Origin of the sequence: Pseudomonas flexibilis (assembly GCF_000802425.1) — a bacterium.
GTDB lineage: Bacteria > Pseudomonadota > Gammaproteobacteria > Pseudomonadales > Pseudomonadaceae > Serpens > Serpens flexibilis.
In genome coordinates this window covers 191,166-216,546 of record NZ_JRUD01000019.1, presented here as the reverse complement: position 1 = coordinate 216,546, position 25,381 = coordinate 191,166, and the positions used below count along the sequence as shown (strand labels likewise).

Below are 25,381 nucleotides of genomic sequence, written 5' to 3'. Positions count from 1 at the left end.
GCAGGGCAACATAGAATCTCCTACAAAAGCGCGCCACATCGCGCCCGTGATCCAGATCAACGTACCCGACAGACTTCTGCCCAGTGCAATCAATATGATATGGGCGATGCGGGGCTCAGTTGGTCCTGCCTTTCCGGAAGCCCCGATGGAAACCCCATGAATCCGAAAGCCTTCACGAAGATCGACACGCCCTATGCCGAGCTACCCTGGTTCCGCAAGCGCTGGTTCATCATGATTTCGCTTCTGCTGTTCACCCCCGCCGCGGTCGTGGTGGCCCTGACGGGCGATGTGTACGCCCAGAGCAGGGGCCAGAGCTATGTGTTCACGGATCGCCAGCGCAACCAGATTCTGTTTCTGGCGGGCGTATTCTTCATCGCCGGCCTGGTTTCCGCCCTCGGCCGGGGCTGATGTGGGCCACGACATGTATATTGGCGATCTCTCGAAGCGGACCGGCGCGTCGCGCAAGGCGATCTACCTCTACGAGGAACTGGCGCTCATTCCGACGCCCCGGCGCCGGGGCACGTATCGCGTCTATGCGCCGGAGGTGGTCGGCATCGTCGAAACCATTCGCTGCGCGCAGGCGCTCGGTTTCACGCTGAAGGAACTGGCCGAGACCCTGCGGGGCGCATCCACCGGCCAGGCGCCCAGCCTGGATGACATCGTCGAACAGATCGATCGCAAGCGGCGCGCGCTGCAGGCGCAGATCGACGCCGCAACGACACGGATCGAGCGGCTGGACGAGCTCCGCCAGCGCCTGGCTGACGCGCCCGCCCTGTGGGACTGCGAAAAAACCGCTTGACCCTTCCCCTAGGGGCAATCCTTAGGCTGCCGCTTTCCCAGAAAAGGAGTCGGCATGAACAAACGAATTCTGGTCATCCTCGGCCATCCCGCACAGGACAGCCTGTGCGCTGCCCTCACCCAGTCCTATGCGCAGGGGGCCGAGGCCGCGGGCCATGAGGTCCGCGCCCTCCACCTCGGAGCACTGCGCTTCGACCCCATCCTCCACGAGGGCTACAACCACATCCAGCCGCTGGAGCCCGACCTGCTGGCCGCCCAGGAAGTGATCACCTGGGCTCAGCACCTGGTCTTCGTCTATCCGATCTGGTGGGGCTCGATACCGGCCCTGCTGAAGGGCTTCTTCGACCGGGTGCTCTTGCCGGGCTTCGCCTTCCGCTTTCGCAAGGATTCCCTGATGGCCGACGGCCTGCTGGCGGGCCGTTCGGCGCACCTGCTGGTCACCCTGGACACGCCGCCCTGGTATTTCCGCTGGGTGTACCGGATGCCCGGGCACCATCAGATGAAGCGCACCATTCTCGGGTTCTGCGGCATCAAGCCTGTCACCGTCACGAATTTCGGCCCGGTGAAAGGCGCCAGCCCCAAGACACGGGAGCGCTGGCTGGCGCGGGCGTTTGCCTACGGCGCGAACGCCTGACTCGACGCTGCGTGGCGGGCTTCCAGCTGCTTGGCCACGTTCTGCGCCAGACCGGCGCCGGCTTCGCTCATGGTCAGGTAGGTGTGATCGGCGCCAGCCGCTTCGATCTGCCGGGCGACGTCCTCATAGAGGGCATGGGAGACCAGCAGGCCAGTGAAGCCCTTCTCGCGCAGCTTGCGACTGGCGATGACCTTCGCCTCGGCGTCGTTCATGGCCAGGATCACCGCCTCGACCTGGCGCATCTCCAGGCTCTGCCAGAAGGTCTGGTCTTCGGCATCGGCATAGAGAATGTTGCAGCCCTCGCGGGCCGCGCGTTCGACCGCCACCGGGTCGGAGTCCAGGCTGATCAGCCGGTAGCCCTTCTCCCGCAGGTCGTTGTAGGCGGCACGTCCCGTGCGCCCCATGCCCATGACCAGAATCTGCGCATCGCCCAGCGACACCGGCTGTTCATCGGGATGGCGGGTGTTGCGCTCCAGCCGCACCAGCCGGCTGGCCAGCCGGTTGTAGAGCCTCGCGGAGACCCGGTTGAATTGCGCGGACAGGATGAACGAGAAGGCCACGGTGATGGCCAGCGGCACCAGCCATTGCGGCATGACGACGCTGGATACGATCAGGCCGAACTCGCTGTAGTTGGTCAGGCTGGCGGCGCTGAGGAAGGCGCTGCGCGAGCGCAGGCGGAAGGCCAGGAACAGGAAGAAGAACAGCACGGTCTTCAGCGGCAGCAGCAGCGACATCACGGCGGCGAAGATCAGCGCGTCGGCATCCGGCAATCCGCCGATGCCGATCTGCAGGAAGAAGCCGACCAGGAAGACTTCCTTGACCGACCACAGGGAGTTGGACAGCTCGCCGGCGCGCGGGTGCTTGGCCAGCATGGCGCCGAAGGCCAGCGCGCCCAGCTCGGAACTGAGCCCCACCGACTCGAAACCCAGGCCGCCGACCACCAGTGCCAGCATCAGGCCAAGCAGCACCAGCAGTTCCTCGTGACCGCTGTGATCGAGCAGCCGGAACAGCAGCGGGCGCAGCAGCGGCAGCAGGAAGACCAGCAGCGCCCAGGCCGACGGCATCTTGCCGCTGGCCAGGCTCATCACCAGCAGGGCGATCAGGTCCTGCATGATCAGCACGCCGATCGCCACGCGGCCATGAAAGGCCTTCAGTTCGCGGCGACTCTCCAGCACCTTGGCGGCCAGCACGGTGCTGGAGAACGCCAGTACCACCGAGAGCATCAGCGCCTCGTACCAGCCGACCTCCAGGAACAGCAGGATCGGCGGCAGCATCAGCACGGAGGACAGCGCGAAATGCAGCACGCTGCCGCCCACCACTTCCGGGCGGGCCAGGTTGCCGAGCTTGAGCTTGAGACCCACGGTGAACAGCAGCAACAACACACCCAGGTGCGACAGATGGGCCAGGATCTCGCTGTCCTCGCGGGTGATGCCGAGCTGGTTGTCGAACGCGGCCAGGGCGAACCCGGCGCCGAGATAGCCGATCAGCGGCGGCAGGCCAATGACCCGGGCCACCAGGCCCAGTCCGAACGCGAAGGCGATCCAGGTGGCTTCGATCATGGGCGGCTCCCTTCGGCACGGGTGAGGTAATACGCCAGGCAGAAACGAAAAAAGCGACCTTTCGGTCGCTTTTTTCTGTATTTGGAGCGGGAAACGAGACTCGAACTCGCGACCCCGACCTTGGCAAGGTCGTGCTCTACCAACTGAGCTATTCCCGCATGTGTGACCTTTCGGTCGTGACGCCAGCCTTTCGGCTAACTACCCCAGCGACATGCAGCGCTGTGGAAGAATCTGGAGCGGGAAACGAGACTCGAACTCGCGACCCCGACCTTGGCAAGGTCGTGCTCTACCAACTGAGCTATTCCCGCTTATTGGCGTCCCCTAGGGGACTCGAACCCCTGTTACCGCCGTGAAAGGGCGGTGTCCTAGGCCACTAGACGAAGGGGACGCGGCCCGGAACTTACAACAGTTTTTACAAACTTTTTTCCGGCTTCCCCGCTTGGCGTTGCCGTCTGCGCTGGAAGTGGGGCGCATTTTATGGATGCCTCGGGGAGGCGTCAACACCCAAACAAAACTTTTTTTAAATCAATGACTTCTGCTCAAAAAACGTTCAGCGCCAATGACGCTCCGTCGCCCTGCCGCAGCGCGTGCTTTCCAGCGTTCCGCTGAAGCGGCACGATGCGTCGCTGCGCCTCAGGAATCCGAGCGCGCGACGAAAGCTTAATTGACCCTAGGAGCCACGGGGAGAAATCTCTACACTCGGGGCCAGATGCCATCATCGGAGGAAAGCCGTTGTCTCCAGCCCTTATCACCGCCCTGGTCTTCGCCGCACTGTTCGTTGCGATCATCCTGGTTTATGCGAGCCAGCAGATCGAGCGCCGCAAGCTGGAGCGACAGCGCCAGAAAGCCGAACTCACCGAGCGCGTTCGCCGCTGTGCCGACCTCAGCGAGATTCTGCCCGGGCAGATGATGACACCCGCGCTGAAGCTGCTGATGTGCAAGCTGGAGCTCAAGCTGAGCGAGCGGCTGCGTCCCATGGCACCCGAGAATACCGAGTTGGTCACGCGCATCGACGAGCTGGTGGTGTTACTGGGCAAGGGAGAGAACCTGCCGGTGAAGAACCTGCCGCAGGCGATCAACACCGAAAACAAGGCCAAGGAAGTGCGCTTCCTGCTCGAAGGCCTGCACGGTGTGATCACCCGCGCGGCGCGCGAAAACCTCATCACCACCGCCGAGGCGCGCCACTGGGTCGACGAGATCCGCCACATGATGGTGCAGCTGCACATCGACTTCTTTACCAGCGTAGGCGTGCAACTGCTGCAGCAGGACAAGCCCCGCCAGGCGCGCCTGGCCTTCGAGCGCGCGGTGCAGTTCCTGCGCCGCCAGGCGGATCAGGATCGCTATCGCATCGAGCTTCGCGAGCTGGCCAAGCATCTGGAACGGGCGAACGACCTGGCGCTGGACCGCGAGCCTACCGAGGAAGAGGAAGATGAGCTGACCGTCGGTCTCACCCAGGAGGAAATCGACGATCCGTGGCGCAAGAAACAGGTCTACGACTGAGACCTGCCGCCTTTGTGGGGCGCAACGCCGCAGCGCTGCGCTGCGCCCCACCTCCGCACGCGCGGCGCGCTCACTGCAACAGCCGGAGCCCCACCCACTGCCGTGCGAACTGGTAGGCACAGCGTCCGTTGCGGTTGCCACGTCCAGTCGCCCAGCGCACCGCGGCCTTCTCCAGCTCTTCGTCCCATGCCCAGCTCAACCCGGCCTGGGCCGCCAGGCTGCCGATCCAGTGGCGCACCACCGACAGGTAGTGCTCCTGGGTAAAGGGATAGAAGGACAGCCAGAGGCCGAAGCGGTCGGACAGCGCGATCTTGTCCTCCACCGCCTCGCTCGGGTGCAGTTCGCCATCCACTCGCTCCCAGTTGTCGTTGTCGCTCTGCCGCTCCGGCACCAGGTGCCGGCGGTTGGAGGTGGCGTACAGCAGCACGTTGTCCGGCGCCCGTTCCAGCGAGCCGTCCAGCACGCTCTTCAGTACGCGGTACTCGCCTTCCCCGGCTTCGAATGACAGGTCGTCGCAGAACAGCACGAAGCGTTGCGGCTGATCGCTGATCAGCTCCACCACCCGTGGCAGATCAGCCAGGTGGTCGCGCTCGATCTCCACCAGGCGCAATCCGGCTGGCCAATGCTCGGCCAGCAACGCGCGCACCAACGAGCTCTTGCCGGTGCCCCGCGCACCCCACAGCAGGGCGTGGTTGGCAGGCAGCCCGGCGACGAACTGGCGGGTGTTGCGGGCCAGCTGCTCGCGCTGCAGATCCACGCCCAGCAGATCGTCCAGACGCAGGTCATGGCTCACCCGCAGCGGCTGCAAGAATCCACTGCGTCCCTGGCGCTGCCAGCGCGCGGCCAGGGTGGCGGTCCAGTCGATCACCGGCGGTTCGATCGGCAACAGGGGTTCGAGTCGCTGCGCCAGGCGGTCGGCCCGCTCCAGCAGCGCGATCAGTCGGGAATCCAAGGGGGGTACTCCTTAACGCAGCAGGTTCTCCACCGCCTCTTGCAGGGCTTCGGGCTTGGTGGTGGGCGCGAAGCGCTCGACGCGCGAGCCGTCTCCGCTGATCAGGAACTTGGTGAAGTTCCACTTGATGCGCTGGCTGCCCAGCAGGCCGGGCGCGCGGCGCTTGAGCTCGGCAAACAGCGGATGGGTGCCCGGGCCGTTCACGTCCAGCTTGCGAAACAGGGGGAAGCTGACGCCAAAGTTCATCGAGCAGAAGCTGGCGATCTCCTCTTCGCTGCCCGGCTCCTGGGCGCCGAACTGGTTGCAGGGAAAGCCCAGCACCGCCAGTCCACGATCCTTGTACTGCTGCCAGAGCTGTTCCAAGCCTTCGTACTGCGGGGTGAAGCCGCAGCGGCTGGCGGTATTGACCACCAGCAGCGCCCGGGCGCCGTAATCGGCCAGCCGGGTTTCCTGTCCATTGATATCGGTCAGCGGGATCTGCAGCAGATCGGTCATCGGGGTAACGCTCCTTGATCAGGCGGGGTCCGTCTTCGGCACCAGCGTGAGCGATGCCGAGTTGATGCAGTAACGCAATCCGGTTGGCCGCGGGCCGTCCGGGAATACATGGCCGAGATGGGCATCGCAGCGCGCACAGCGGACTTCGATGCGCTGCATGCCATGGCTGGAATCCTCCAGTTCCCTGACCGCCTCGTTACTCACCGGCTGGAAATAGCTCGGCCAGCCGCTGCCGGAATCGTACTTGGTGTCGGAGTCGAACAGCGGGGCCTGGCAGCAGGCGCACTGGTAGATACCGGGTGTACGGGTGGCGTAGTACTCGCCGCTGAACGCGCGCTCGGTGCCGCCCAGGCGGCAGATATGGAACTGTTCGGGCGTAAGCTCGTCGCGCCAGGCGTCGAGGGGTTTGTCGATCTTGTCCATCGCGGCTCCTGACTTCGGAAAATGCCCGCCTGCACCTTTCCCCGCTTGCAGGCCAGACGTATCATGCGTGGCTTTCAACCGCCAGTCTGGCAGCGCACGCGGATGCTGCCAAGGCGCTCCTCGCCGCCCTCGACTGCACGTGGCCGTGCAGCCTCGCGACGTTCACTTCGGGAACACTCAGCATCATGCAGATCAGTAAGTCGAACAAGCTCGCCAACGTTTGCTATGACATTCGCGGGCCGGTGCTCAAGCACGCCAAACGCCTGGAGGACGAAGGTCACCGCGTTCTCAAGCTGAATATCGGCAACCCGGCGCCGTTCGGCTTCGAGGCCCCGGAGGAAATCCTCCAGGACGTGATCCGCAACCTGCCGACCGCCCAGGGCTACAGCGACTCCAAGGGTCTGTTCAGCGCCCGCAAGGCAGTCATGCAGTACTACCAGCAGAAGAACGTCGAGGGTGTGGGCATCGAGGATGTCTACCTCGGCAACGGCGTCTCCGAGCTGATCATGATGTCCATGCAGGCGCTGCTGAACAACGGTGACGAGGTGCTGCTGCCGGCGCCCGATTACCCGCTGTGGACTGCCGCCGTGAGCCTGGCCGGCGGCAAGCCGGTGCACTACCTGTGCGACGAGCAGGCCGGCTGGTTCCCCGACCTGGCCGACATGAAGGCCAAGATCACCCCGAATACCAAGGCGCTGGTGCTCATCAACCCGAACAACCCCACCGGCGCGGTGTATTCCAAGGAATGCCTGGAGGCCATCGTCGAGCTGGCCCGTCAGCACAACCTGATCCTGTTCTCCGACGAGATCTACGACAAGATCCTCTACGACGACGCCGAGCACATCGCCACCGCCTCGCTGGCGCCGGACGTGCTGTGCCTGACCTTCAATGGCCTGTCCAAGTCCTACCGTGTGGCGGGCTTCCGCTCCGGCTGGATCGCGATTTCCGGTCCCAAGCACCTGGCCAAGGGCTACATCGAAGGCCTGGACATGCTGGCCAACATGCGCCTGTGCGCCAACGTGCCAGCCCAGCACGCCATCCAGACCGCCCTGGGCGGTTATCAGAGCATCAACGACCTGGTGCTGCCGCGCGGCCGTCTGTTCGAGCAGCGCAACCGCGCCTACGAACTGCTCAATGACATCCCCGGCATCAGCTGCGTGAAGCCGATGGGCGCGCTGTACGCCTTCCCGCGCATCGACCCGAAGGTCTGCCCGATCCACAACGACGAGAAGTTCGCCCTGGACCTGCTGCTCTCCGAGAAGATCCTCATCGTGCAGGGCACCGCCTTCAACTGGCCGTGGCCGGACCACTTCCGCGTGGTCACCCTGCCACGCGTGGACGATCTGGACATGGCCATCCGCCGCATCGGCAATTTCATGAAGACCTACCGCCAGTGACGACAACGACCCTGCCGCGCAGGGTCGTGTGCCGTCTCCGCAAGACGGGCGAGGCGCAGCCAGGGGACACAGTTTGCAATAGTCCCTCGGTTGAATAGGCCTCGCCCGAACCTTATATAACCAGCGTTCCGTTATTCCTCAGTGGAGTTCGCCCACACCATGATGCGTATTTTCCTGTTCCTGGCCACCAACCTGGCGGTGCTGATCATCGCCAGCATCACCCTGAAACTGCTCGGGGTCGATCGCTTCACCGGCCAGAACTACGGCAGCCTGCTGGTTTTCTGCGCCGTGTTCGGCTTCGCCGGCTCGCTGGTCTCGCTGTTCATCTCCAAGTGGATGGCCAAGATGAGCACCGGCACCCAGATCATCACCCAGCCGCAGACCCGCCACGAACAATGGCTGCTGCAGACCGTGGAGCAGCTGTCGCGCGAAGCCGGCATCAAGATGCCGGAAGTGGGTATCTTCCCGGCCTACGAGTCCAACGCCTTTGCCACCGGCTGGAACAAGAACGACGCGCTGGTCGCGGTCAGCCAGGGCCTGCTGGAGCGCTTCTCCCCCGATGAAGTGCGCGCCGTGCTGGCTCACGAGATCGGCCACGTGGCCAATGGCGACATGGTCACCCTGGCGCTGATCCAGGGCGTGGTGAACACCTTCGTGATGTTCTTCGCGCGCATCTTCGGCAACTTCGTGGACAAGGCCATCTTCAAGAACGAGGACGGCCACGGCATCGGTTACTTCATCGCCACCATCTTCGCCGAACTGGTCCTCGGCATTCTGGCGAGCATCATCGTCATGTGGTTCTCGCGCAAACGCGAATTCAAGGCCGACGAGGCCGGCGCCCGCCTGGCCGGCACCGGTGCGATGATCGCCGCTCTGCAGCGCCTGCGCGCGGAGAGCGAGGTACCGGTGCAGATGCCCGACAGCCTCACCGCTTTCGGCATCAACGGCGGCCTCAAGCACGGCCTGGCCGGCCTGTTCATGACCCACCCGCCGCTGGAAGACCGTATCGAGGCCCTGCGCGCCCTGCGCTGATCGGCCACCCCCGTTTCACACTTGCTTGGGCGACTTCGGTCGCCCTTTTTTATTCTCACCCCCCTTCTCCCCAGCCCTCTCCTGCATGGGGAGAGGGAGGTGTCCGATTGCGTTCCCCTCTCTCCTTGCGGGAGAGGGGCCAGGGGAGAGGGGTTGGGTTACAGTGTCGCCATTTTCACGCCGAGGACTCTTTATGCTGCGCCCCCTTTCCGCCCTGCTATTTACCGCCCTGCTCGGCCTGACAGGCTGCCAGAGCGCCTATTACGCCGCCATGGAGAAGGTCGGCGTGCACAAGCGCGACATCCTGGTCGACCGTGTGGAAGAGGCCCGCGACAGCCAGCAGGAGGCCAAGGAGCAGTTCCAGAGCGCACTGGATCGCTACCGCAGCGTGGTGCAGGTGAAGAGCGGTGAGCTCGAGGCCCGCTACGAGGCGCTGAACAAGGAATACTTGGCCAGCGAATCCAGTGCCAAGGAGGTACGCGCGCGCATCGAAGCCGTCGAGGATGTGGCCGAGGCGCTGTTCGAAGAGTGGGAAGGCGAGCTCAAGCTGTATAGCAATGCCAGCCTGCGCAACGCCAGCGCCGCCGAACTCAAGCGCACCCGTGCGCAGTACAAGACCCTGCTGGAGCGCATGCGCGCCGCCGAACGCCGTATCGAGCCGGTACTGAGCGTGCTGCGCGACCAGGTGCTGTTCCTCAAGCACAACCTCAACGCCCGCGCCATCAGCGCGCTGCAGGGCGAATACCGCACCCTGCAGGGCAATGTCGATCAGTTGCTGCGCGACATGCAGCGCGCCATCGACGAGGCCGACACCTTCGTGCGCAACCTGCAGCAGAACAGCTGATTCAGCGCGCCAGCCGGTAGGCCGCCTCGTCCAGCCGGGTGGCGCCCAGTTTCAGGAACTTCCAGTTCTCCGCCAGCACGTCGCGACGCTCCAGTAGCGTCACCGACCAGCCGGCCGCGCCCCAGCGCTCGCGCACCTCACTGTCGTCGACCGCGAACGGCGGACCGTCGCGCAGCGCGTGGTCATAGTCCACCGTCACCAGCAACCCTTCGCAGCGTTCCGGCAGGATCGCCGACAGGTGGGCCACGTAGCGCTCGCGCAGGGCCGGCGGCAGAGCGATCAGCGCCGCCCGGTCGTAGAAGTGCGGGCAGTCGGCCACGTCCTCGGCGCGCAGGGCGAAGAAGTCGCCGCACCAGAGCTCCAGCTTGCCGTGCCGGTAGCAGCGGAAACGGCCGTTTTCGATGATGTGGGGTGTCAGTCCCTGCTCCGCGAAGAAGGCCTGCACGGCGGTTTCCATCAGTTCGATGCCCAGCACCCGATGGCCCTGCCCAGCCAGCCAGGCCATGTCCAGGCTCTTGCCGCACAGCGGCACCAGCACCCGGGCTCCCGGCTCGGCGTCCCAGTGCCGCAGCAGCCAGGGATTCACTTCGGACAGGTGAAAGCCGATCTCGTTACGGTTCCAGCGCGCCCGCCAGAAGTCTTCATGCATGGTGTTTCTCCCCCTGGGGCCTGTTGACCCCGCGTCGGTCAGCGGCGGGATTCTCGCATGAAAGGCCGGTCGGCCCGGCGGAACAAGTGCCGCCTCAGGCGCTCTACCTTGCTCGATCACTCGCTGGAGAACGTCCATGAGCATCGTCGTGCATACCCTGACCAGTGCCAGCTACCGCCACAGCGTCCTGGTGGACGGGCGCCATGAACTGGCCACCGACCTGCCGATCGGCCTGGGTGGCCAGGGCAGCGCACCCGAGCCCCACGACTACTTCGATGTCGCCCTGGCGACCTGCAAGGCGCTGACCGTGACCCATTACGCCCGTCAGAACGGCATCCCGCTGACCGGCATCAGCGTGGAAGTCAGCCACGATGGCAGTCGCGAGAAGGAGGGTTTCTACGCGATGACCGCGGAACTGACCCTGCGTGGCAGCCTGACCGACGATCAGCGCGCCGAGTTGAAGCGGGTGGCCGGCCACTGCCCACTGCACAAGCTGATGACCCAGGTGCAGATCAGCATCGAGACTCGCCTGGCCGAAGGCCCGTTCAGTTAGTTCAACAATCAGCCAAGCATCACTCGCTTGGTATCAGTTTTAAGCATTTGAGCCGTAGGGCGCCGTGCTAGCATAATGCCCACACTTTTGCCGGGGGTGTTTCCTGCGCCCGCCGGCACCCGCTGCTTCTCCCTCGCCGCCCAATAACAACTAAACGGTCCTTGCCGCATCCGTGCGCGTTCCCGAACGCCGCGCGGGGTTTTCCATTAATTTTTTTTTGGCTGCCGACCATGAACCTGAGCCTGACTTCCCTCCAACGCCATCACCGCCAGGCCGACCGCGTCATGCGCGGCGTGCTCTGGGCGATGTTTCTCTACGCCCTGATCCTGGGCTTCTGGTTCGACAATGCCGGGCAAGCCCTGGTGATCGGTGGCCTCACCTGCGTGACGCTGACCGTGCTCGGCCAGCTGATTCCCGGCCAGCGTCTGCTGCGCAGCCTGATGGGCGCAGCCTTCATGGTGATGGCCGCCCTGCAGATCAACCTGGCCCACGGCGTGGTGGAGTTCCACTTCGGCATCTTCGTGCTTCTGGCGGTCCTGCTGTTCTACCGCGACTGGCTGCCGATTCTCACGGCGGCGGGGACGGCGGCTGTACATCACCTGGTGTTCTTCGCCCTGCAGACCCGCGGCTTCGATCTGGTGGTGATCCAGCAGGGCGGCTGGGGCACCATCTTCCTGCACGCCTTCTACGTGGTGCTGGAAACCGCCATCCTGGTGTACCTGGCGCAGCAGAGCCACAAGGCCGCCGCAGAAGGCGAAGGCCTGATGACCGCCACCGATCGCCTGGTGTCCGACGACAAGATCAACCTGACCTACCGCATTCCCCAGCGCGGGCCGATTGCCCAGCGCTTCAACGAATTCCTCGACGAGCTCGGCGAACTCACCGGCGCGGTGGTGCGCGACAGCCGCCAGTTGGAGCAGTCGGCCGATCATCTGGCGGCCACCACCGACCAATTACGCAGCGGCGCCAACCGACAGCTGGACGAAACCGCACAAATGCTGGCGGCCATGGACGAGATGGTCGCCGCCATCGAGAGCGTCGCCGACCACGCCAGCGAAGCGGCTCGCGCAGCCCAGGGGATCAACGAGAAATCCGACGCAGGCGACCGCCTGCTCAGGGTCTCGCAGCAGGCGATCGACGCGCTGGCTGAACGGTTGAATGACGCAAACCAGACCGTGCAGGCGCTGGCCGAGCAGTCCGAGCAGGTCAGCAAGGTACTGGAGGTGATCGGCAGCATCGCCGGGCAGACCAACCTGCTGGCGCTCAACGCGGCCATCGAGGCGGCACGGGCCGGCGAAGCTGGTCGTGGCTTCGCCGTGGTAGCCGACGAAGTGCGCAACCTGGCGCAACGCACGGCCGATTCTACCCGCGAGATCCACGACATCCTCGAACGCTTGCAGCACGGCAGCCAGGCCGCTGCCCAGGTCATGCGAAGCAGCCGCGAAGCCGCACTGGACTGCGTGACGGACAGTCGCCGCGCGGGCGAACTGCTGGTTGCCATGGGTGACGAGATCGAGGCGATCAGCCGCATGAATACCCTGATCGCCTCCAGCACGCAGGAACAGAGCGCGGTCAGCACGCAGATCGCCCAGAACCTGCAGAGCATCCGCGAAGTGGCCGAACGCAACGCCGATGACGCCCGGCGGCTGGACCAGGAAAGCGAGCAGTTGCAGGCGCTCACTGATCGCCTGGAGCGACTCAGTTCGCGCTTCCACGTCTGAGCGGGTTCGGACGAACGTGGGGAGCATCCGCCCTGCCGGCTGGTCACAGCCCTGTACGCCCGTTCGGGTGAAACGGTAGGAGGCTCCTCAATGAAGCACTGGATCATTGCTGCGTGCTGCGCGCTGGGGCTGGCGGGTTGCGCCAGCGATTACATCATCGCCACGACCGACGGCCAGATGCTGGCCAGTCAGGACAAGCCCGAGCTCGACAAGAAGACCGGCCTGATCGAATACGAGGACAGCGAGGGGCGCACCCGGCAGATTCCCAAGTCCCAGGTGCGGCAGATCATCGAGCGCTGATCCAGGGCCAGGCGCCCTGGCATGGCAGTTGCTCCGGCATCGGCATACCTATAACGGCGCAACCGCGCCCTGCCGTGCCCCGTGCGCCGCCGATCCACAATGAGGCATGACCGCCTTGCCGTGCGCCCTTGTTGTGCGCAGGCGCGGAGTGGTGCGGCGGAGCACATCGTGGAGAGACTGCCATGCTGCGCATCCTGCTGATCAACGATACCGCTCGCCATGTGGGGCGTCTCCGACAGGCCCTGAGCGAGGCCGGCTTCGAGGTGACGGCCGAATCCGGCCCGACCATCGACCTGCCCGCCCGCGTGGAGGCGCTCAAGCCGGACGTCATCCTCATCGACAGCGAATCGCCAGGTCGTGACGTGCTTGAACAGGTGGTCATGGTGTCGCGCGCCCAGCCACGCCCGATCGTGATGTTCACCGACGAGCAGGACCCACAGGTGATGCGCCAGGCGATTCGCTCGGGGGTCAGCGCCTATATCGTCGAAGGCATCCAGGCCCAGCGCCTGAAACCCATTCTCGACGTGGCCATGGCCCGCTTCGACAGCGAACAGACCCTGCGCAGCGAGTTGCAGGTGCGCGAAGCGCAGCTCAACGAGCGCAAGCGCATCGAGCAGGCCAAGGGCCTGCTCATGAAGATCCGCCACTGCGATGAGGAAGAGGCCTATACCCTGATGCGCCGCCAGGCCATGGACCGGCAGCAGAAGCTCATCCAGGTGGCCGAGCAGATCATCGCCATGCAGTCGCTGATGCGCGGCTGAAGCGGGCTATTGCCGCCCGTCTCGCTTTGGGCGTATCGTCGCTGGCGGTCGCACAGGCGACCAGCGTCGCTCGGACGGTTCCGGGCGCTTACGTCACATCGAGGAAATCATGGCCGAACACGGCAAGCGCCGCTTTGCGCGCATCGATCGTCTGCCCCCCTACGTTTTCAACATCACCGCCGAACTGAAGATGGCCGCCCGCCGCCGTGGCGAGGACATCATCGACTTCAGCATGGGCAATCCGGACGGCGCCACCCCGCCGCATATCGTCGAGAAACTGGTGCAGGTCGCCCAGCGCGAAGACACCCACGGCTACTCCACTTCGCGCGGCATTCCGCGTCTGCGCCGCGCCATCTCGCGCTGGTACCAGGACCGCTATGCCGTCGAGATCGACCCGGAAAGCGAAGCCATCGTCACCATCGGCTCCAAGGAAGGCCTGGCGCACCTGATGCTGGCCACCCTGGACCAGGGCGACACCGTGCTGGTGCCTAATCCCAGCTACCCGATCCACATCTACGGCGCGGTGATCGCCGGCGCCCAGGTACGTTCGGTGCCGCTGATTCCCGGCATGGACTTCTTCGCCGAGCTGGAACGGGCGATCCGCGAGTCGATCCCCAAGCCGAAGATGATCATCATCGGCTTCCCCTCCAACCCCACCGCCCAGTGCGTGGAGCTGGACTTCTTCGAGCGCGTGGTGGCCCTGGCCAAGCAGTACGACATCCTGGTGGTGCACGACCTGGCCTACGCGGACATCGTCTACGACGGCTGGAAGGCGCCGTCGATCATGCAGGTGCCGGGGGCCAAGGACGTGGCGGTGGAATTCTTCACCCTGTCCAAGAGCTACAACATGGCCGGCTGGCGTATCGGCTTCATGGTCGGCAACCCGGAACTGGTCGCCGCACTGGCGCGCATCAAGAGCTACCACGACTACGGCACCTTCACCCCGCTGCAGGTGGCGGCCATCGCCGCCCTGGAAGGCGACCAGCAGTGCGTGCGCGACATCGCCGAGCAGTACCGCCAGCGCCGCAACCTGATGGTCAAGGGTTTGCACGAGGCCGGCTGGATGGTCGAGAACCCCAAGGCCTCCATGTACATCTGGGCGAAAATCCCCGAGCCCTATGCACACCTGGGCTCGCTGGAGTTCGCCAAGAAGCTGCTGGCCGACGCCAAGGTGTCGGTGTCGCCGGGCATCGGCTTCGGCGAGTACGGTGACGATCATGTGCGCTTCGCGCTGATTGAAAACCAGGACCGCATCCGCCAGGCCATCCGTGGCATCAAGGCGATGTTCCGCGCCGACGGCCTGGTCACCCCGCCGGCCAAGGCGCGCAAGACCGAGGCCTGACCTTCAGGGGCCGGCGCAACGCCGGCCCGTCGGGTGGTCGGCGATTTTCCCGGCCGCCAATGCGGTGTGCATTGCGGCCATGCTCGGCGGCCAACGCGTTGCGTTGACCACCCTACGGTCTGCGAATCCGCCGCGCCTTCCGCTAGGGCGTCGGCGCTTTCCCGGCCGCCGATGCGGCATACACCCAGGCGTCGACCAGACTGCGCGGATGTCGCCCTACTACCGCGCAGCGTGCGCCGCCCTGGCGCATTGCTCCTTCTCCCCTCACAACGACAGGGCACTCCTGACTACCGCCCCGGGCCACATGTCATTGTTTTCAAAAGACTTTAATCGCCATTAGTCACTTGGCAAGGCCTTTGCTTCGTTCATGGTGAACTCTCGCAGCACGCCAACGGCGGCGGGCCGCGGATCGCGGACAACGGCGTCCGCCGGGTTGCCTTCCCCCTCGCAGGGAAACCCGGCGCGTACGCCGTTTTTTATTGCCCTAAAAAGGAAGTCTTCATGAATGAACGTGATTCGACCCGTCGCACCTTCCTCAAGCAGTCCATCGCCGTGGCCGGCCTGAGCCTGGCCGCGCCAGCCTTCCTGCGCAGCGCGGCCTGGGCGGCCGGCTCGGATGCGCCGGAGAAGACCGACCTACGCATCGGCTTCATTCCGCTCACCGACTGCGCCTCGGTGGTGGTGGCCGCCACCCAGGGCTTCGGCAGCAAGTACGGGCTGAACATCACCCCCAGCAAGGAAGCCTCCTGGGCCGGCGTGCGCGACAAGCTGAACACCGGCGAGCTGGATGCCGCTCACGTGCTGTACGGCATGATGTACGGCGCCCAGCTCGGACTGGCCGGCCCGCAGCGCGACATGGCGGTGATCATGGGCCTCAACCAGAACGGCCAGGGCATCACCCTTTCCAGGCAGTTGCGCGAGGCCGGCGTGACCACTGGCGAACAGCTCGCCGCCCACGTGAAGCAGTCCGCCAACCCGCTGACCTTCGCGCAGACCTTCCCCACCGGCACCCATGCCATGTGGCTCTACTACTGGCTGGGCGCGCACGGCATCAACCCGATGAGCGACGTGAAGACCATCGTCGTGCCGCCGCCGCAGATGGTGGCCAACATGCGCGTCGGCAACATGGATGGCTTCTGCGTCGGCGAGCCCTGGGGCGCCCGGGCCATCTTCGACAAGGTGGGCTTCACCGTGGCCACCAGCCAGCAGATCTGGCCGGACCACCCGGAGAAGGTGCTGGGTACCACTCGCGCCTTCGTCGAGCAGTACCCCAATACCGCCCGCGCGCTGGTCATGGCGCTGCTGGAAGCCGGCCGCTTCATCGACGCCAACGAGGAAAACCGCCGCAGCACCGCCCGGCTGATCGCCGGCAAGGCCTATGTGAATGCCCCGGTGCAGGTGATCGAGCAACGCTTCCTCGGCAACTACGAGGATGGCCTGGGCAACAGCTGGCAGGACCCGCACAGCATGCAGTTCTGCCGCGACGGCAGCGTGAATTTCCCCTACCTCTCCGACGGCATGTGGTTCCTGACCCAGTTCCGCCGCTGGGGACTGCTGACCGAAGACCCGGACTACGCCGCCGTCGCCGCGGCTGTCAACCAGACCCGCCTCTTCAGCGAGGCCGCCGGCGCCCTGGGCCTGGCCCTGCCGGCCAGTCCGCTGCGCAGCAGCACGCTGATTGACGGCACCGTCTGGAACGGCAGTGACCCGGCCGGCTACGCCCGCTCCTTCGCCATCAAGGCCTGACCGAGGAGGTTCCCATGTCCATTCCCCTGAGCCCACCGCCGGTGGCCCACCGCGAAACCCACCCACTGCGCCGTCTGGCCATGGCCGCCTGGCTGCGCCAGAGCCTGCAGCAGGTGCTGCCGCCGCTGCTCGGTATCCTGCTGTTCCTCTTCCTCTGGGCGCTGCTGGCAGCGCGCAGCGAAGGACTGCCGGGCCCGCTGGTCACCGGGCAGGCGGCGCTGGAGCTGTTCGCCGACCCCTTCTATGACAACGGGCCCAACGACATGGGCATCGGCTGGAACATCCTGCACTCGCTGGGCCGGGTCGGCGCCGGCTTCGGTCTGGCGGCGCTGGTCGGCATTCCGCTGGGTTTCGCCATCGGCCGCTTCGCCTTCCTGGCGCGCATGCTGGCGCCCATCATCAGCCTGCTGCGCCCGGTGTCGCCGCTGGTCTGGCTGCCGATCGGCCTGCTGGTGTTCGAGGCCGCCGGACCGGCGTCGATCTGGGTGATCTTCATCAGCGCCATCTGGCCGATCATCCTCAACACCGCCGCCGGCGTGGCCAGCGTGCCGCAGGACTACCTGAACGTCGCCCGGGTGCTGAAGCTCTCCGAGTACAAGGTGCTGACCCGCATCCTGTTCCCGGCTGTGCTTCCGCACCTGATGACCGGCATTCGCCTGGCCATCGGCGTGGCCTGGCTGGTGATCGTCGCCGCGGAGATGCTCACCGGCGGCATCGGCCTGGGCTTCTGGGTGTGGGACGAATGGAACAACCTCAACGTGGCGCACATCCTCATCGCCATCGTCATCGTCGGCCTGGTCGGCCTGGCACTGGAGCAGAGCCTGCTCCTGCTGGCCCGCCGCTTCGACTACCACAGCTGATTCGGGAGACCCCATGGACAAGTTCGTCGAGCTGACCCGCGTCGGCAAACACTTCGAGACCCGCAAGGGGCGCTTCGTGGCCCTGCGCGAGGTGAACCTGGACATCGCCCGTGGCGAATTCGTGTCGCTGATCGGCCATTCCGGCTGCGGCAAGTCCACGGTGCTCAACCTGATCGCCGGGCTGCTGGAGCCCAGCGAAGGTGGGCTGATCTGCAACGGCCGCGAGATCGACGGGCCCGGCCCGGAGCGCGCCGTGGTGTTTCAGAACCACAGCCTGCTGCCGTGGATGACCTGCCTGGGCAACGTGCAGCTGGCAGTGGACAAGGTGTTCGCCAGCCGGAGCAAGGCCGAGCGCCGGGAACGCAGCGAGGCGGCCCTGCGCATGGTCGGCCTGGACCACGCGCTGCACAAATACCCCAGCGAGATTTCCGGCGGCATGAAGCAGCGCGTCGGCATCGCCCGCGCGCTGGTGATGGAACCCAAGGTGCTGCTGATGGACGAACCGTTCGGCGCGCTGGACGCCCTGACCCGCGCCCATCTGCAGGACGAACTGCTGCGCATCGTCGGCCAGACCCGCAGCACCGTGGTGATGGTCACCCACGACGTGGACGAGGCGGTGCTGCTCTCCGACCGCATCGTGATGATGAGCAACGGGCCGGCGGCCACCGTCGGCGACATCCTCACCGTCGAGCTGCCGCGCCCGCGTGAGCGCCTGGCGTTGGCCAACGATCCGCTCTACCACCAGTACCGGGGCGCGGTGCTGGAGTTCCTTTACCAGCGTCAGCGGCGTCCAGCCGCATGAAGGGTCGTTGAATGCGGCCCTGCGGGGCTGCATTTCGCTCCTCAAGAATTTCCGCATAGTGCCGCCATGCTGAGCGCGGATTCTCCGCCAGGCTGCTTGTCCTCGCACTTGCCTTCCGGCTCGTGTTGTGGGATTAAGCGCCACCGATCCCAGCCGGACAAAGGAACGCCATGATTTCAAGCACGCATCGCAGTCGCGCAGACACCCTCTTCTGGACGCTTTCCTGGTTGGCGTTGGCCGTCCACCTCGGGTTCTTCCTGGATGCACCGGAAAGCGTGGGGATGGCGTTCTATCAGGGTCTCCTGATCTCCACGTATGCGTTGATGTTCCTGGCACCGGCCTGGCTGATCAGCAAGCTGGCCCGTCCGCTGCCCCGGGGCGCGCAACTGGCCTTGCACGTGGTGCTGACCACCGCCGTTCAGCTATTGCTCTACGCCGATGGCCTGCTGTGGAAGCTGTACGGCTTCCACCTCAATGGTTTCGTCTGGAACATCATTACCACTCCTGGCGGCATCGCGGCGCTGGGCTCGTCGGAATCCAGCTACCTGGGCTTCGCGCTGATTGGCCTGGGCTTTGTTGGCGGCCAACTGGCCTTGCGCCTGCTGGCCAGCGCCCTGACCCGCATCCTGCCGCGCCTGCCGGTACCCCGCCTGGCCTGGGCGCTCACGCTGTTCATGGTGGGCACCTTGACCGAGCGGGTCAGCCACGCGGTCAGCCATTTTTACGGTTACAGCCCTCTGCTGGAGACCGCCCAGCGCCTGCCGCTGTATCAGCCGCTGACCATGCGCGAGTTCTTCGTCGGCACGCTGGGCATGGAGCGTCCGCAGAGCCTGGAGGTGGAGAACGTCGCCATCAAGGGCCGCCTGGCCTATCCGCAAGCACCGCTGCAGATCCAGCCGCCGGCCAAGCCGCTGAACCTGGTGTGGCTAGTAGCCGAGTCCTGGCGAGCCGACACGCTGAATCCCCGGGTCATGCCACAGACCAATGCCTTTGCCGCAGAGTCCCTTCGCTACAGCAATCATTTTTCGGGCGGCAACGGCACCCGCATGGGGCTGTTCAGTCAGTTCTATAGCCTTCCGGCCAGCCTCTGGTTCCCGGTTCTGAATGCTCGCGTCGGTAGTCCCCTGATTGACGTTCTGCAGCAGCAGGACTACCAGATGCGTCTGTTCACCAGTGCCAAGTTCACCTATCCGGAATTCGACAAGACGTTGTTCGTACGGGTACCGCAGGAGCAGATGCAGGCCTACGGAGAGGGCGAAACCTGGCAGCGCGACCGCAAGAACATCGATGATCTGCTGGCGTTCATCGATCAGCGTGATAGTGCCCGGCCCTTCATGACCTTCATGTTCTTCGAATCGCCGCACGCCAATTACAACTTCCCGCCCGAGTCGGTGATCGAGCCGGATTACCTGGCGGATTTCAGCTACGCCAGCATGGACCTGGAGCGGGACATCGGTGGCATCCACAAGCGCTACCTGAATGCGGTGCACCACCTGGATGGTCAGATCGCCCGTGTGGTCGACCACCTGAAGGCGCGCGGGCTGATGGAAAATACCCTTATCGTGATTACCGGCGACCATGGCGAAGAGTTCATGGAGAACGGCCGCTGGGGCCACAACTCGACGTTCTCCGACGAACAGATCCGCGTACCGCTGGTGCTCTGGGTGCCGGGCCGCGAGCGCCACGAAGAAACCCTGCGCACCAGCCATATGGATCTGCTGCCCACCCTGTTGCCGTTGCTGGGCGTCCAGAATCCTGCGCATCAGTACGGCATCGGACACAGCCTGTTCGATCCGAAACCGGGACGTCATCTGATTGCCGGCGACTGGGATCGCCTGGCGTTCATCAGCGAAGAGCACAAGGTGGTACTGCCGTTTGCCACCGGCAACTTCACCGCGCTCCAGGCCACGCGTGCAGACGACCTGGCGTTGCCGAATGCCATGCAAGTCGTGCAGCAGACCCTTCCGTCCATCCGTAGCCAGCTTCAGGGTATTCGCCGCTTCATGGCGCACTGAGGCGACGGCCGGCGCACCGCGCCGGTCGTTAAAGAAATCCCCACAGCAGCCGACAGCGATAGCACACGGGCAGAGTGCCACTACTGCCCGTCCCTTCCGATGATTCAGGATTCCGGGGGTCAGCATGTCGCTTTTCAGGAAGAAGAACAGTCTGGCACCGGCCTACAGCTGGCGGGGCACCGCCGCGGAGCCGGGAATCCTGGTGCACTATCGCTCCGATCACCATGAACGCTCGGATACCCTGTTCTGGTGCCTGTCCTGGCTGGCGCTCCTGCTGCACCTGCACCTGTTCATCACCGATGCGCACAACCTTCCCCAGCAGGCCTATCGCTGGCTGCTCATCGGCAGCTACGCACTGATGTTCCTGGCACCGGCCTGGCTGCTGGCCCGGCCGCTCGCCTGGCTGCCGCGTTCGCTGCAGCTGGGCGGCCAGGTGCTGCTGGTCGTCCTGGTACATCTGCTGGCGCACGTGGACAATCAGCTCTGGACCCTGCAAGGCCATCACCTCGGTGACCTCTCCCGTGGCGCGATAATGGACTTCCTGCGCGCACTTAACCCGCTCCCCCTTGCCGCAGCGTTTCTGCTCATCCAGAGCCTGCTGCGCAGCCTGGCGAGTCTGGTGATTCTCTTTGCACCGCGCTTGCCACTGCCTGGCCTGCGCGTGGTGCTGCTGACGTTCCTGGTCGCCACCTGCGCCGAGCGCCTGGGCTATGCGCTGGGCCATTACGAACACAATCGCGCCGTGCTGCGCATGGCCCAGGGCATGCCCTTCCACCAGCCGCTGCTGATTGATGGCTACCTGAAAGAGCTGCGTAACTAGCCTGCCCCCGAACGCACTGCGCCCGGGCAGGACGCACCAGCAGCGGGCATCCACCTTCTCCGTCGGTATGCAACCGTCGTCGCCAAGCCCCTGATAATCAACCGGTTGCCGATCTGGCACGCAGCCTGCTTGGGTTCTTGCATCACCGGCACGGCCTTCAACGGCGAAGGCAGACTCGACCGGCACGGACAAAGGCGTCCTCGTCGCACTGGCGACGGGACGCCTTTTTGTTTTTGGCATGCGTGACGGAGAAGCGAATGAACAGACCCAGACTGGTCATGGTCGGCAACGGCATGGCCGGAGTGCGCACGCTGGAAGAGCTGCTGGGACTGGCCCCGGACCTGTATGACATACAGGTATTCGGTGCCGAGCCCCATCCCAACTACAACCGCATCCTGCTGACTCCGGTGCTGGCGGGCGAGCAGCAGCTCGAGGACATCGTCCTCAACGATTTCGATTGGTACCGGCAGAATGGCATTCGCCTGCACGCAGGTCGCAGCGTGGTGCGCATTGATCGCGCGAGGCGTCTGGTGATCGCCGATGACGGCACCGAGGCGGTGTATGACCGCCTGCTGCTGGCCACCGGCTCGCGGCCCTGCATTCCTCCGCTGCCCGGTCATGAGCTGCACGGCGTCACCGGCTACCGCGATATCGCCGACACGCACACCATGCTCGAAGCCGCCGAGCGCTATCGTCACGCGGTGGTGATCGGCGGCGGCCTGCTGGGCCTGGAAGCGGCCAACGGACTGCGCCAGCGCGGCATGCAGGTGACCGTCGTACACCGGGGCGATTGGCTGCTGGAGCGTCAACTGGACCGCGAGGCCGGGACGCTCCTGCAGCAGACGCTGGAGGCCCGTGGCCTTGGCTTCCGCCTGGCCGCCCATACCGAGCGCCTGCTGGGTGACAAGAACGGCCGGGTACGTGCGGTCTGTCTGCGCGATGGCACCCAGCTGGCCGCCGAGCTGGTGGTGGTGGCGACGGGCATCCGCCCCAACAGCGAACTGGCCGAAGCGGCCGGCCTGCCCTGCAGGCGGGGCATTCTGGTCAGCGACACCCTGCAAACCTACGACCCACGCATCTATGCCGTGGGGGAGTGCGCCAGCCATCGCGGCATCAGCTATGGGTTGGTGGCGCCGCTGTTCGAGCAGGCCCGGGTGTGTGCCACCCACCTGGCGAGGCTGGGCATTGGCCGCTACACAGGCTCGCTGCTGTCGACCCGCCTCAAGGTGAGCGGCATCGACCTGTACTCGGCCGGCGAGTATGCCGGCGGCGAGGGCACCCGGAGCATCCTCCTGCGCGACCCCGTCGGCGGTGTATACCGCAAACTGGTCCTGCGCGCAGACCGCCTGGTGGGTGCTTGCCTGTACGGCGACAGCTCCGACAGTGGCTGGTATCAGCGCCTGATTCGCGAGGGCGCATCGATCGCCGGCTTCCGCGACCGGCTGATGTTCGGTGAGGCCCTTGCACACCGGGAGATCCACCATGTCGAGTGAACGCCGCACCACCGCCTCGACCTGCTGCTACTGCGGTGTCGGCTGCGGCGTGCTGATCGAGCACGATGGCAGCCGCATCCTCGGCGTGCGTGGCGATCCCGAGCACCCCGCCAACCTGGGTCGACTGTGCAGCAAGGGCGCGAGCCTTCATCTGACAGGCGGACTGGAGCACCGCGCGCTCCACCCGCAACTGCGCCTGGGCAAGACGCTGGGCCGCACCCGCACCGATTGGCCCAGCGCCCTGGAGCATGCCGCCGAGCGCTTCACCGCGACGATCCGCGAACACGGACCGCAGAGCGTTGCCTTCTACGTCTCCGGCCAGTTGCTCACGGAGGACTACTACGCCTTCAACAAGCTGGCCCGAGCCCTGATCGGTACACCCAACATCGACAGCAATTCGCGGCTGTGCATGTCCAGCGCCGTAGTGGGCTATAAGCGCAGCCTGGGTGCCGACGCGCCGCCCTGTTCCTACGAGGATGTGGAGCTGGCCGACTGCGTGCTGATCATTGGCGCCAACCCGGCCTTCGCCCATCCGGTGCTGTTTCGCCGGTTGGAAACCGCCAAGGCGCAGCGCCCGCAGATGCGCGTCATCGTGGTCGACCCACGGCGCACCGACAGCTGCGAGCTGGCCGATCTGCATCTGGCGCTGCAGCCGGGGACTGACGTGGCGCTGCTGCATGGCCTGCTGCATATCCTGCTGCGTGACGAACGCATCGACACTGCCTTCATCGCCGAGCACACCGAAGGCTTCGCGGCACTGCAGAGCCTGGTACAGGAATACCCACCGGAGCGGGTCAGCCAGCTGTGCGGGCTTGATATGGCGCAGCTGGAGCAAGCCGCACACTGGATCGGCACCGCAACGCGCTTTCTGTCGCTGTGGTGCATGGGCCTCAACCAGTCCAGCAGCGGCAGCGCCAAGAACAGCGCCCTGATCAACCTGCACCTCGCCACCGGACAGATCGGCAGGCCGGGCGCGGGCCCCTTCTCACTGACCGGCCAGCCCAACGCCATGGGCGGCCGGGAAACCGGCACCCTGGCCAATCTGCTACCCGGCCATCGGGAGGCCGACAATGCCGAACACCGCGCCGAGCTCGCCCGCTACTGGGGTGTCGATAGCCTTCCCGGCGCCGGGCTGAGCGCGGTCGAGCTGTTCGAAGCCGTGGCGGAGGGCCGCATCAGGGCACTGTGGATCGCCTGTACCAACCCGGCGCAATCGATGCCCGACCAGCAGCGCATCCACGACGCACTGGCGGCCTGCCCGTTCGTGGTCGTGCAGGAGGCATTCGCCGGCACCGAGACCTGCGCCTATGCAGACCTGTTGCTGCCGGCCGCCAGCTGGGGCGAGAAGGAAGGCACGGTGACCAACTCGGAGCGGCGTGTCAGCCACGTGCGCAAGGCCGTTCCGCCCCCGGGCGATGCGCGGCCGGACTGGGCCATCGTCTGCGACTTCGCCCGCCGGCTGGAACAGCGACTGCGGCCTGGCCTCCCCAGCCTGTTCGACTTCGATTCGCCGCAGGCCCTGTTCCAGGAGTTCACACCGTTAACCGCCGGGCGCGACCTGGATTATGCCGGGCTCAGTTATACCTTGCTCGACGCGCTCGGCCCTCAGCAGTGGCCCTTCCCGGCCGGAGCCCGCCAGGGCACGCCTCGCCTGTACAGCGACCGCCGGTTCCCGACGCCCAGCGGACGGGCGCGCTTCATCGCCGAGCCTTATCGGGCCGTCCTGGAAATGCCGGAGCCCCCCTTTCCCTGGCTGCTCAATACCGGTCGGCTGCGTGATCAGTGGCATGGCATGAGCCGCACCGGCACCGCTGCACAGGCGTTCGGCCATGCGCCCGAGCCTCTGTTGGGTATTCACCCCGATGATCTGGCCAACCTGGGGTTGCACGAAGGCGACCTGGTCCGGGTCTCCAGTCGACGCGGCAGCCTGGTGCTGCCGGTGCAGGGCGATGCAGGCCTGCGGCCAGGGCATACCTGGCTGCCAATGCACTGGGGCGACCGTTTCCTCAGGGGACTGGGTACCAACGTGCTGACCCAGCCGGGGTTCGATCCGCTGTCACGCCAGCCGGAACTCAAGCTCAGCGGTGTGGCGCTCGAACCGGCCGACCTGCCCTGGCGGCTGTTCGCGCTGGTCGAAGGTATCGGTTTATCGCACCTCGATGCGCTACGGCCGCTGCTGGTGGAGTTCCCCTATGTAAGCCTGGGTCTGCTGGGGCGAGAGCGCACGGCCCTGGTGATTCGAGCCGCCCGCGCCGAGGCGCCGCCGCAGTCATGGCTGATGCAGCTGGACCGGACGCTGGCATTGCACGAACCGCTACTGGCCTACGAAGATCCGGAAGCCGGGATCAGCAAGCGCCTGCGCCTCGAGCAGGGCCGTCTGACCGCCGTGCGGCTGGCCGGCGAGGTCCTGGCCCGCGACTGGCTCATGCAGGTCTGGCGGGAAGGCCAGCCGGTCGACGTGCCGCATCAGCAGTTGCTGGCGCCACTCGCCGCGCCAGAGGGTCGCCAGGCCGCCACCGATCGGCTGGTTTGCAACTGCCTGAACGTTTCCGCCAGCGCCATCCTGGCGGGTCTGCAACAGGGCCTGGATCTGTCCGCCCTGCAACGCGAGCTGCGCTGTGGAACCCAGTGCGGTTCCTGCCTGCCGGAAATTCGCCGAATGGTGTCGGCGCCATGAGTCTTCCC

23 protein-coding genes, 3 tRNA genes and 1 pseudogene are annotated in these 25,381 nt (G+C 65.5%); 19 read left to right on the top strand and 8 right to left on the bottom strand.

Going from position 1 to position 25,381, the window contains the following annotated elements:
• The first annotated feature begins 156 nt into the window (after positions 1-156).
• From SF06_RS18525 to SF06_RS13045, 3 genes are read left to right on the top strand one after another with little or no spacing between them, the layout of a single operon-like run.
• Positions 157-408: a hypothetical protein gene (locus SF06_RS18525; RefSeq protein ID WP_027591713.1), complete on the top strand. Its 252-nt coding sequence runs from the start codon at positions 157-159 to the stop codon at positions 406-408.
• Positions 409-421: 13 nt separating this feature from the next.
• Positions 422-799 carry a MerR family transcriptional regulator gene (locus tag SF06_RS13050; protein ID WP_039561867.1) on the top strand — a complete coding sequence of 126 codons (378 nt, stop codon included), beginning with the start codon at positions 422-424 and terminating at the stop codon, positions 797-799.
• Between the two features lie 54 nt (positions 800-853).
• The gene (locus SF06_RS13045; protein ID WP_039561865.1) at positions 854-1,432 is read left to right on the top strand and encodes an NAD(P)H-dependent oxidoreductase; all 579 of its coding nucleotides are present in this window, start codon (positions 854-856) and stop codon (positions 1,430-1,432) included.
• Here SF06_RS13045 and SF06_RS13040 read toward each other — a convergent pair.
• From SF06_RS13040 to SF06_RS13025, 4 genes are all read right to left on the bottom strand, one after another.
• Complete coding sequence (locus SF06_RS13040) at positions 1,414-2,991, bottom strand: cation:proton antiporter family protein (RefSeq protein WP_039561862.1); 1,578 nt, start codon at positions 2,989-2,991, stop codon at positions 1,414-1,416. The two genes, SF06_RS13045 and SF06_RS13040, sit on opposite strands and share 19 nt — an antisense overlap.
• Positions 2,992-3,073: 82 nt before the next feature.
• Positions 3,074-3,149 (bottom strand) — tRNA-Gly (locus SF06_RS13035).
• Positions 3,150-3,223: 74 nt separating this feature from the next.
• Positions 3,224-3,299, bottom strand: a tRNA-Gly gene (locus SF06_RS13030).
• Positions 3,300-3,303: 4 nt separating this feature from the next.
• Positions 3,304-3,379, bottom strand: a tRNA-Glu gene (locus SF06_RS13025).
• Positions 3,380-3,723: 344 nt separating this feature from the next.
• On the opposite strand from SF06_RS13025, the gene SF06_RS13020 reads away from it, so the two are divergent.
• A complete protein-coding gene (locus SF06_RS13020; protein ID WP_027591785.1) occupies positions 3,724-4,491 on the top strand; it encodes a hypothetical protein in 768 nt (255 codons plus the stop codon).
• A 70-nt stretch (positions 4,492-4,561) separates the two neighbouring features.
• Here the strand turns inward: SF06_RS13020 and SF06_RS13015 are convergent, their stop codons facing one another.
• The 3 genes from SF06_RS13015 to msrB are packed head-to-tail and all read right to left on the bottom strand — an operon-like array spanning position 4,562 to position 6,361.
• Entirely contained in the window at positions 4,562-5,443 is an 882-nt protein-coding gene (locus SF06_RS13015; protein ID WP_027591784.1) for an ATP-binding protein, read from the bottom strand.
• A 12-nt stretch (positions 5,444-5,455) separates the two neighbouring features.
• Positions 5,456-5,938: a glutathione peroxidase gene (locus tag SF06_RS13010; protein WP_027591783.1), complete on the bottom strand. Its 483-nt coding sequence runs from the start codon at positions 5,936-5,938 to the stop codon at positions 5,456-5,458.
• 18 nt (positions 5,939-5,956) lie between these two features.
• Positions 5,957-6,361, bottom strand: a complete 405-nt coding sequence (gene msrB, locus SF06_RS13005; protein WP_027591782.1) for a peptide-methionine (R)-S-oxide reductase MsrB — start codon at positions 6,359-6,361, stop codon at positions 5,957-5,959.
• 185 nt (positions 6,362-6,546) lie between these two features.
• On the opposite strand from msrB, the gene SF06_RS13000 reads away from it, so the two are divergent.
• The 3 genes from SF06_RS13000 (at position 6,547) to SF06_RS12990 (ending at position 9,634) form a co-directional block, all read left to right on the top strand.
• The gene (locus tag SF06_RS13000) at positions 6,547-7,758 is read left to right on the top strand and encodes a pyridoxal phosphate-dependent aminotransferase (RefSeq protein ID WP_027591781.1); all 1,212 of its coding nucleotides are present in this window, start codon (positions 6,547-6,549) and stop codon (positions 7,756-7,758) included.
• A 159-nt stretch (positions 7,759-7,917) separates the two neighbouring features.
• Entirely contained in the window at positions 7,918-8,790 is an 873-nt protein-coding gene (htpX, locus tag SF06_RS12995) for a protease HtpX (protein ID WP_027591780.1), read from the top strand.
• Between the two features lie 193 nt (positions 8,791-8,983).
• Complete coding sequence (locus SF06_RS12990) at positions 8,984-9,634, top strand: DUF2959 domain-containing protein (RefSeq protein WP_039561859.1); 651 nt, start codon at positions 8,984-8,986, stop codon at positions 9,632-9,634.
• Position 9,635: 1 nt separating this feature from the next.
• On the opposite strand, the gene SF06_RS12985 is transcribed toward SF06_RS12990, so the two are convergent.
• A complete protein-coding gene (locus SF06_RS12985) occupies positions 9,636-10,283 on the bottom strand; it encodes a thiopurine S-methyltransferase (protein WP_039561856.1) in 648 nt (215 codons plus the stop codon).
• Positions 10,284-10,419: 136 nt separating this feature from the next.
• Between SF06_RS12985 and SF06_RS12980 the strand changes: the two genes are divergently transcribed.
• The 12 genes and pseudogenes from SF06_RS12980 (at position 10,420) to SF06_RS12925 (ending at position 25,373) form a co-directional block, all read left to right on the top strand.
• Positions 10,420-10,836, top strand: a complete 417-nt coding sequence (locus SF06_RS12980) for an OsmC family protein (protein WP_027589793.1) — start codon at positions 10,420-10,422, stop codon at positions 10,834-10,836.
• 230 nt (positions 10,837-11,066) lie between these two features.
• Positions 11,067-12,557, top strand: a complete 1,491-nt coding sequence (locus SF06_RS12975; protein ID WP_039561855.1) for a methyl-accepting chemotaxis protein — start codon at positions 11,067-11,069, stop codon at positions 12,555-12,557.
• 90 nt (positions 12,558-12,647) lie between these two features.
• A complete protein-coding gene (locus tag SF06_RS12970) occupies positions 12,648-12,857 on the top strand; it encodes a YgdI/YgdR family lipoprotein (protein ID WP_027589791.1) in 210 nt (69 codons plus the stop codon).
• A gap of 182 nt (positions 12,858-13,039) precedes the next feature.
• Positions 13,040-13,618, top strand: a complete 579-nt coding sequence (locus SF06_RS12965; RefSeq protein ID WP_039561854.1) for an ANTAR domain-containing response regulator — start codon at positions 13,040-13,042, stop codon at positions 13,616-13,618.
• A gap of 109 nt (positions 13,619-13,727) precedes the next feature.
• Positions 13,728-14,960 (top strand): alanine transaminase, encoded by a 1,233-nt coding sequence (gene alaC, locus SF06_RS12960; protein ID WP_027589789.1) that lies wholly within the window; start codon positions 13,728-13,730, stop codon positions 14,958-14,960.
• A gap of 501 nt (positions 14,961-15,461) precedes the next feature.
• Entirely contained in the window at positions 15,462-16,706 is a 1,245-nt protein-coding gene (locus SF06_RS12955) for a CmpA/NrtA family ABC transporter substrate-binding protein (protein ID WP_039561849.1), read from the top strand.
• Positions 16,707-16,786: 80 nt separating this feature from the next.
• Entirely contained in the window at positions 16,787-17,566 is a 780-nt protein-coding gene (ntrB, locus tag SF06_RS12950; protein ID WP_139182002.1) for a nitrate ABC transporter permease, read from the top strand.
• A 13-nt stretch (positions 17,567-17,579) separates the two neighbouring features.
• Positions 17,580-18,368, top strand: a complete 789-nt coding sequence (locus SF06_RS12945) for an ABC transporter ATP-binding protein (RefSeq protein ID WP_027589786.1) — start codon at positions 17,580-17,582, stop codon at positions 18,366-18,368.
• A 170-nt stretch (positions 18,369-18,538) separates the two neighbouring features.
• Complete coding sequence (locus SF06_RS12940; protein ID WP_039561848.1) at positions 18,539-20,383, top strand: sulfatase-like hydrolase/transferase; 1,845 nt, start codon at positions 18,539-18,541, stop codon at positions 20,381-20,383.
• A gap of 124 nt (positions 20,384-20,507) precedes the next feature.
• Positions 20,508-21,203 (top strand): hypothetical protein, encoded by a 696-nt coding sequence (locus tag SF06_RS12935; protein ID WP_039561847.1) that lies wholly within the window; start codon positions 20,508-20,510, stop codon positions 21,201-21,203.
• Between the two features lie 257 nt (positions 21,204-21,460).
• Positions 21,461-22,660, top strand: a pseudogene (locus SF06_RS12930) (NAD(P)/FAD-dependent oxidoreductase); the annotation flags it as partial.
• A 25-nt stretch (positions 22,661-22,685) separates the two neighbouring features.
• Positions 22,686-25,373 carry a nitrate reductase gene (locus tag SF06_RS12925; protein WP_039561902.1) on the top strand — a complete coding sequence of 896 codons (2,688 nt, stop codon included), beginning with the start codon at positions 22,686-22,688 and terminating at the stop codon, positions 25,371-25,373.
• Positions 25,374-25,381: the final 8 nt, after the last annotated feature.

Coding starts and splice junctions, on each gene's coding strand:
- SF06_RS18525 (WP_027591713.1), top strand. CDS start 157: ATGAATCCGAAAGCCTTCACGAAGATCGACACGCCCTATGCCGAGCTA.
- SF06_RS13050 (WP_039561867.1), top strand. CDS start 422: ATGTATATTGGCGATCTCTCGAAGCGGACCGGCGCGTCGCGCAAGGCG.
- SF06_RS13045 (WP_039561865.1), top strand. CDS start 854: ATGAACAAACGAATTCTGGTCATCCTCGGCCATCCCGCACAGGACAGC.
- SF06_RS13040 (WP_039561862.1), bottom strand. CDS start 2,991: ATGATCGAAGCCACCTGGATCGCCTTCGCGTTCGGACTGGGCCTGGTG.
- SF06_RS13010 (WP_027591783.1), bottom strand. CDS start 5,938: ATGACCGATCTGCTGCAGATCCCGCTGACCGATATCAATGGACAGGAA.
- msrB (WP_027591782.1), bottom strand. CDS start 6,361: ATGGACAAGATCGACAAACCCCTCGACGCCTGGCGCGACGAGCTTACG.
- SF06_RS13000 (WP_027591781.1), top strand. CDS start 6,547: ATGCAGATCAGTAAGTCGAACAAGCTCGCCAACGTTTGCTATGACATT.
- htpX (WP_027591780.1), top strand. CDS start 7,918: ATGATGCGTATTTTCCTGTTCCTGGCCACCAACCTGGCGGTGCTGATC.
- SF06_RS12990 (WP_039561859.1), top strand. CDS start 8,984: ATGCTGCGCCCCCTTTCCGCCCTGCTATTTACCGCCCTGCTCGGCCTG.
- SF06_RS12985 (WP_039561856.1), bottom strand. CDS start 10,283: ATGCATGAAGACTTCTGGCGGGCGCGCTGGAACCGTAACGAGATCGGC.
- SF06_RS12980 (WP_027589793.1), top strand. CDS start 10,420: ATGAGCATCGTCGTGCATACCCTGACCAGTGCCAGCTACCGCCACAGC.
- SF06_RS12975 (WP_039561855.1), top strand. CDS start 11,067: ATGAACCTGAGCCTGACTTCCCTCCAACGCCATCACCGCCAGGCCGAC.
- SF06_RS12970 (WP_027589791.1), top strand. CDS start 12,648: ATGAAGCACTGGATCATTGCTGCGTGCTGCGCGCTGGGGCTGGCGGGT.
- SF06_RS12965 (WP_039561854.1), top strand. CDS start 13,040: ATGCTGCGCATCCTGCTGATCAACGATACCGCTCGCCATGTGGGGCGT.
- alaC (WP_027589789.1), top strand. CDS start 13,728: ATGGCCGAACACGGCAAGCGCCGCTTTGCGCGCATCGATCGTCTGCCC.
- SF06_RS12955 (WP_039561849.1), top strand. CDS start 15,462: ATGAATGAACGTGATTCGACCCGTCGCACCTTCCTCAAGCAGTCCATC.
- ntrB (WP_139182002.1), top strand. CDS start 16,787: ATGGCCGCCTGGCTGCGCCAGAGCCTGCAGCAGGTGCTGCCGCCGCTG.
- SF06_RS12945 (WP_027589786.1), top strand. CDS start 17,580: ATGGACAAGTTCGTCGAGCTGACCCGCGTCGGCAAACACTTCGAGACC.
- SF06_RS12940 (WP_039561848.1), top strand. CDS start 18,539: ATGATTTCAAGCACGCATCGCAGTCGCGCAGACACCCTCTTCTGGACG.
- SF06_RS12935 (WP_039561847.1), top strand. CDS start 20,508: ATGTCGCTTTTCAGGAAGAAGAACAGTCTGGCACCGGCCTACAGCTGG.
- SF06_RS12925 (WP_039561902.1), top strand. CDS start 22,686: ATGTCGAGTGAACGCCGCACCACCGCCTCGACCTGCTGCTACTGCGGT.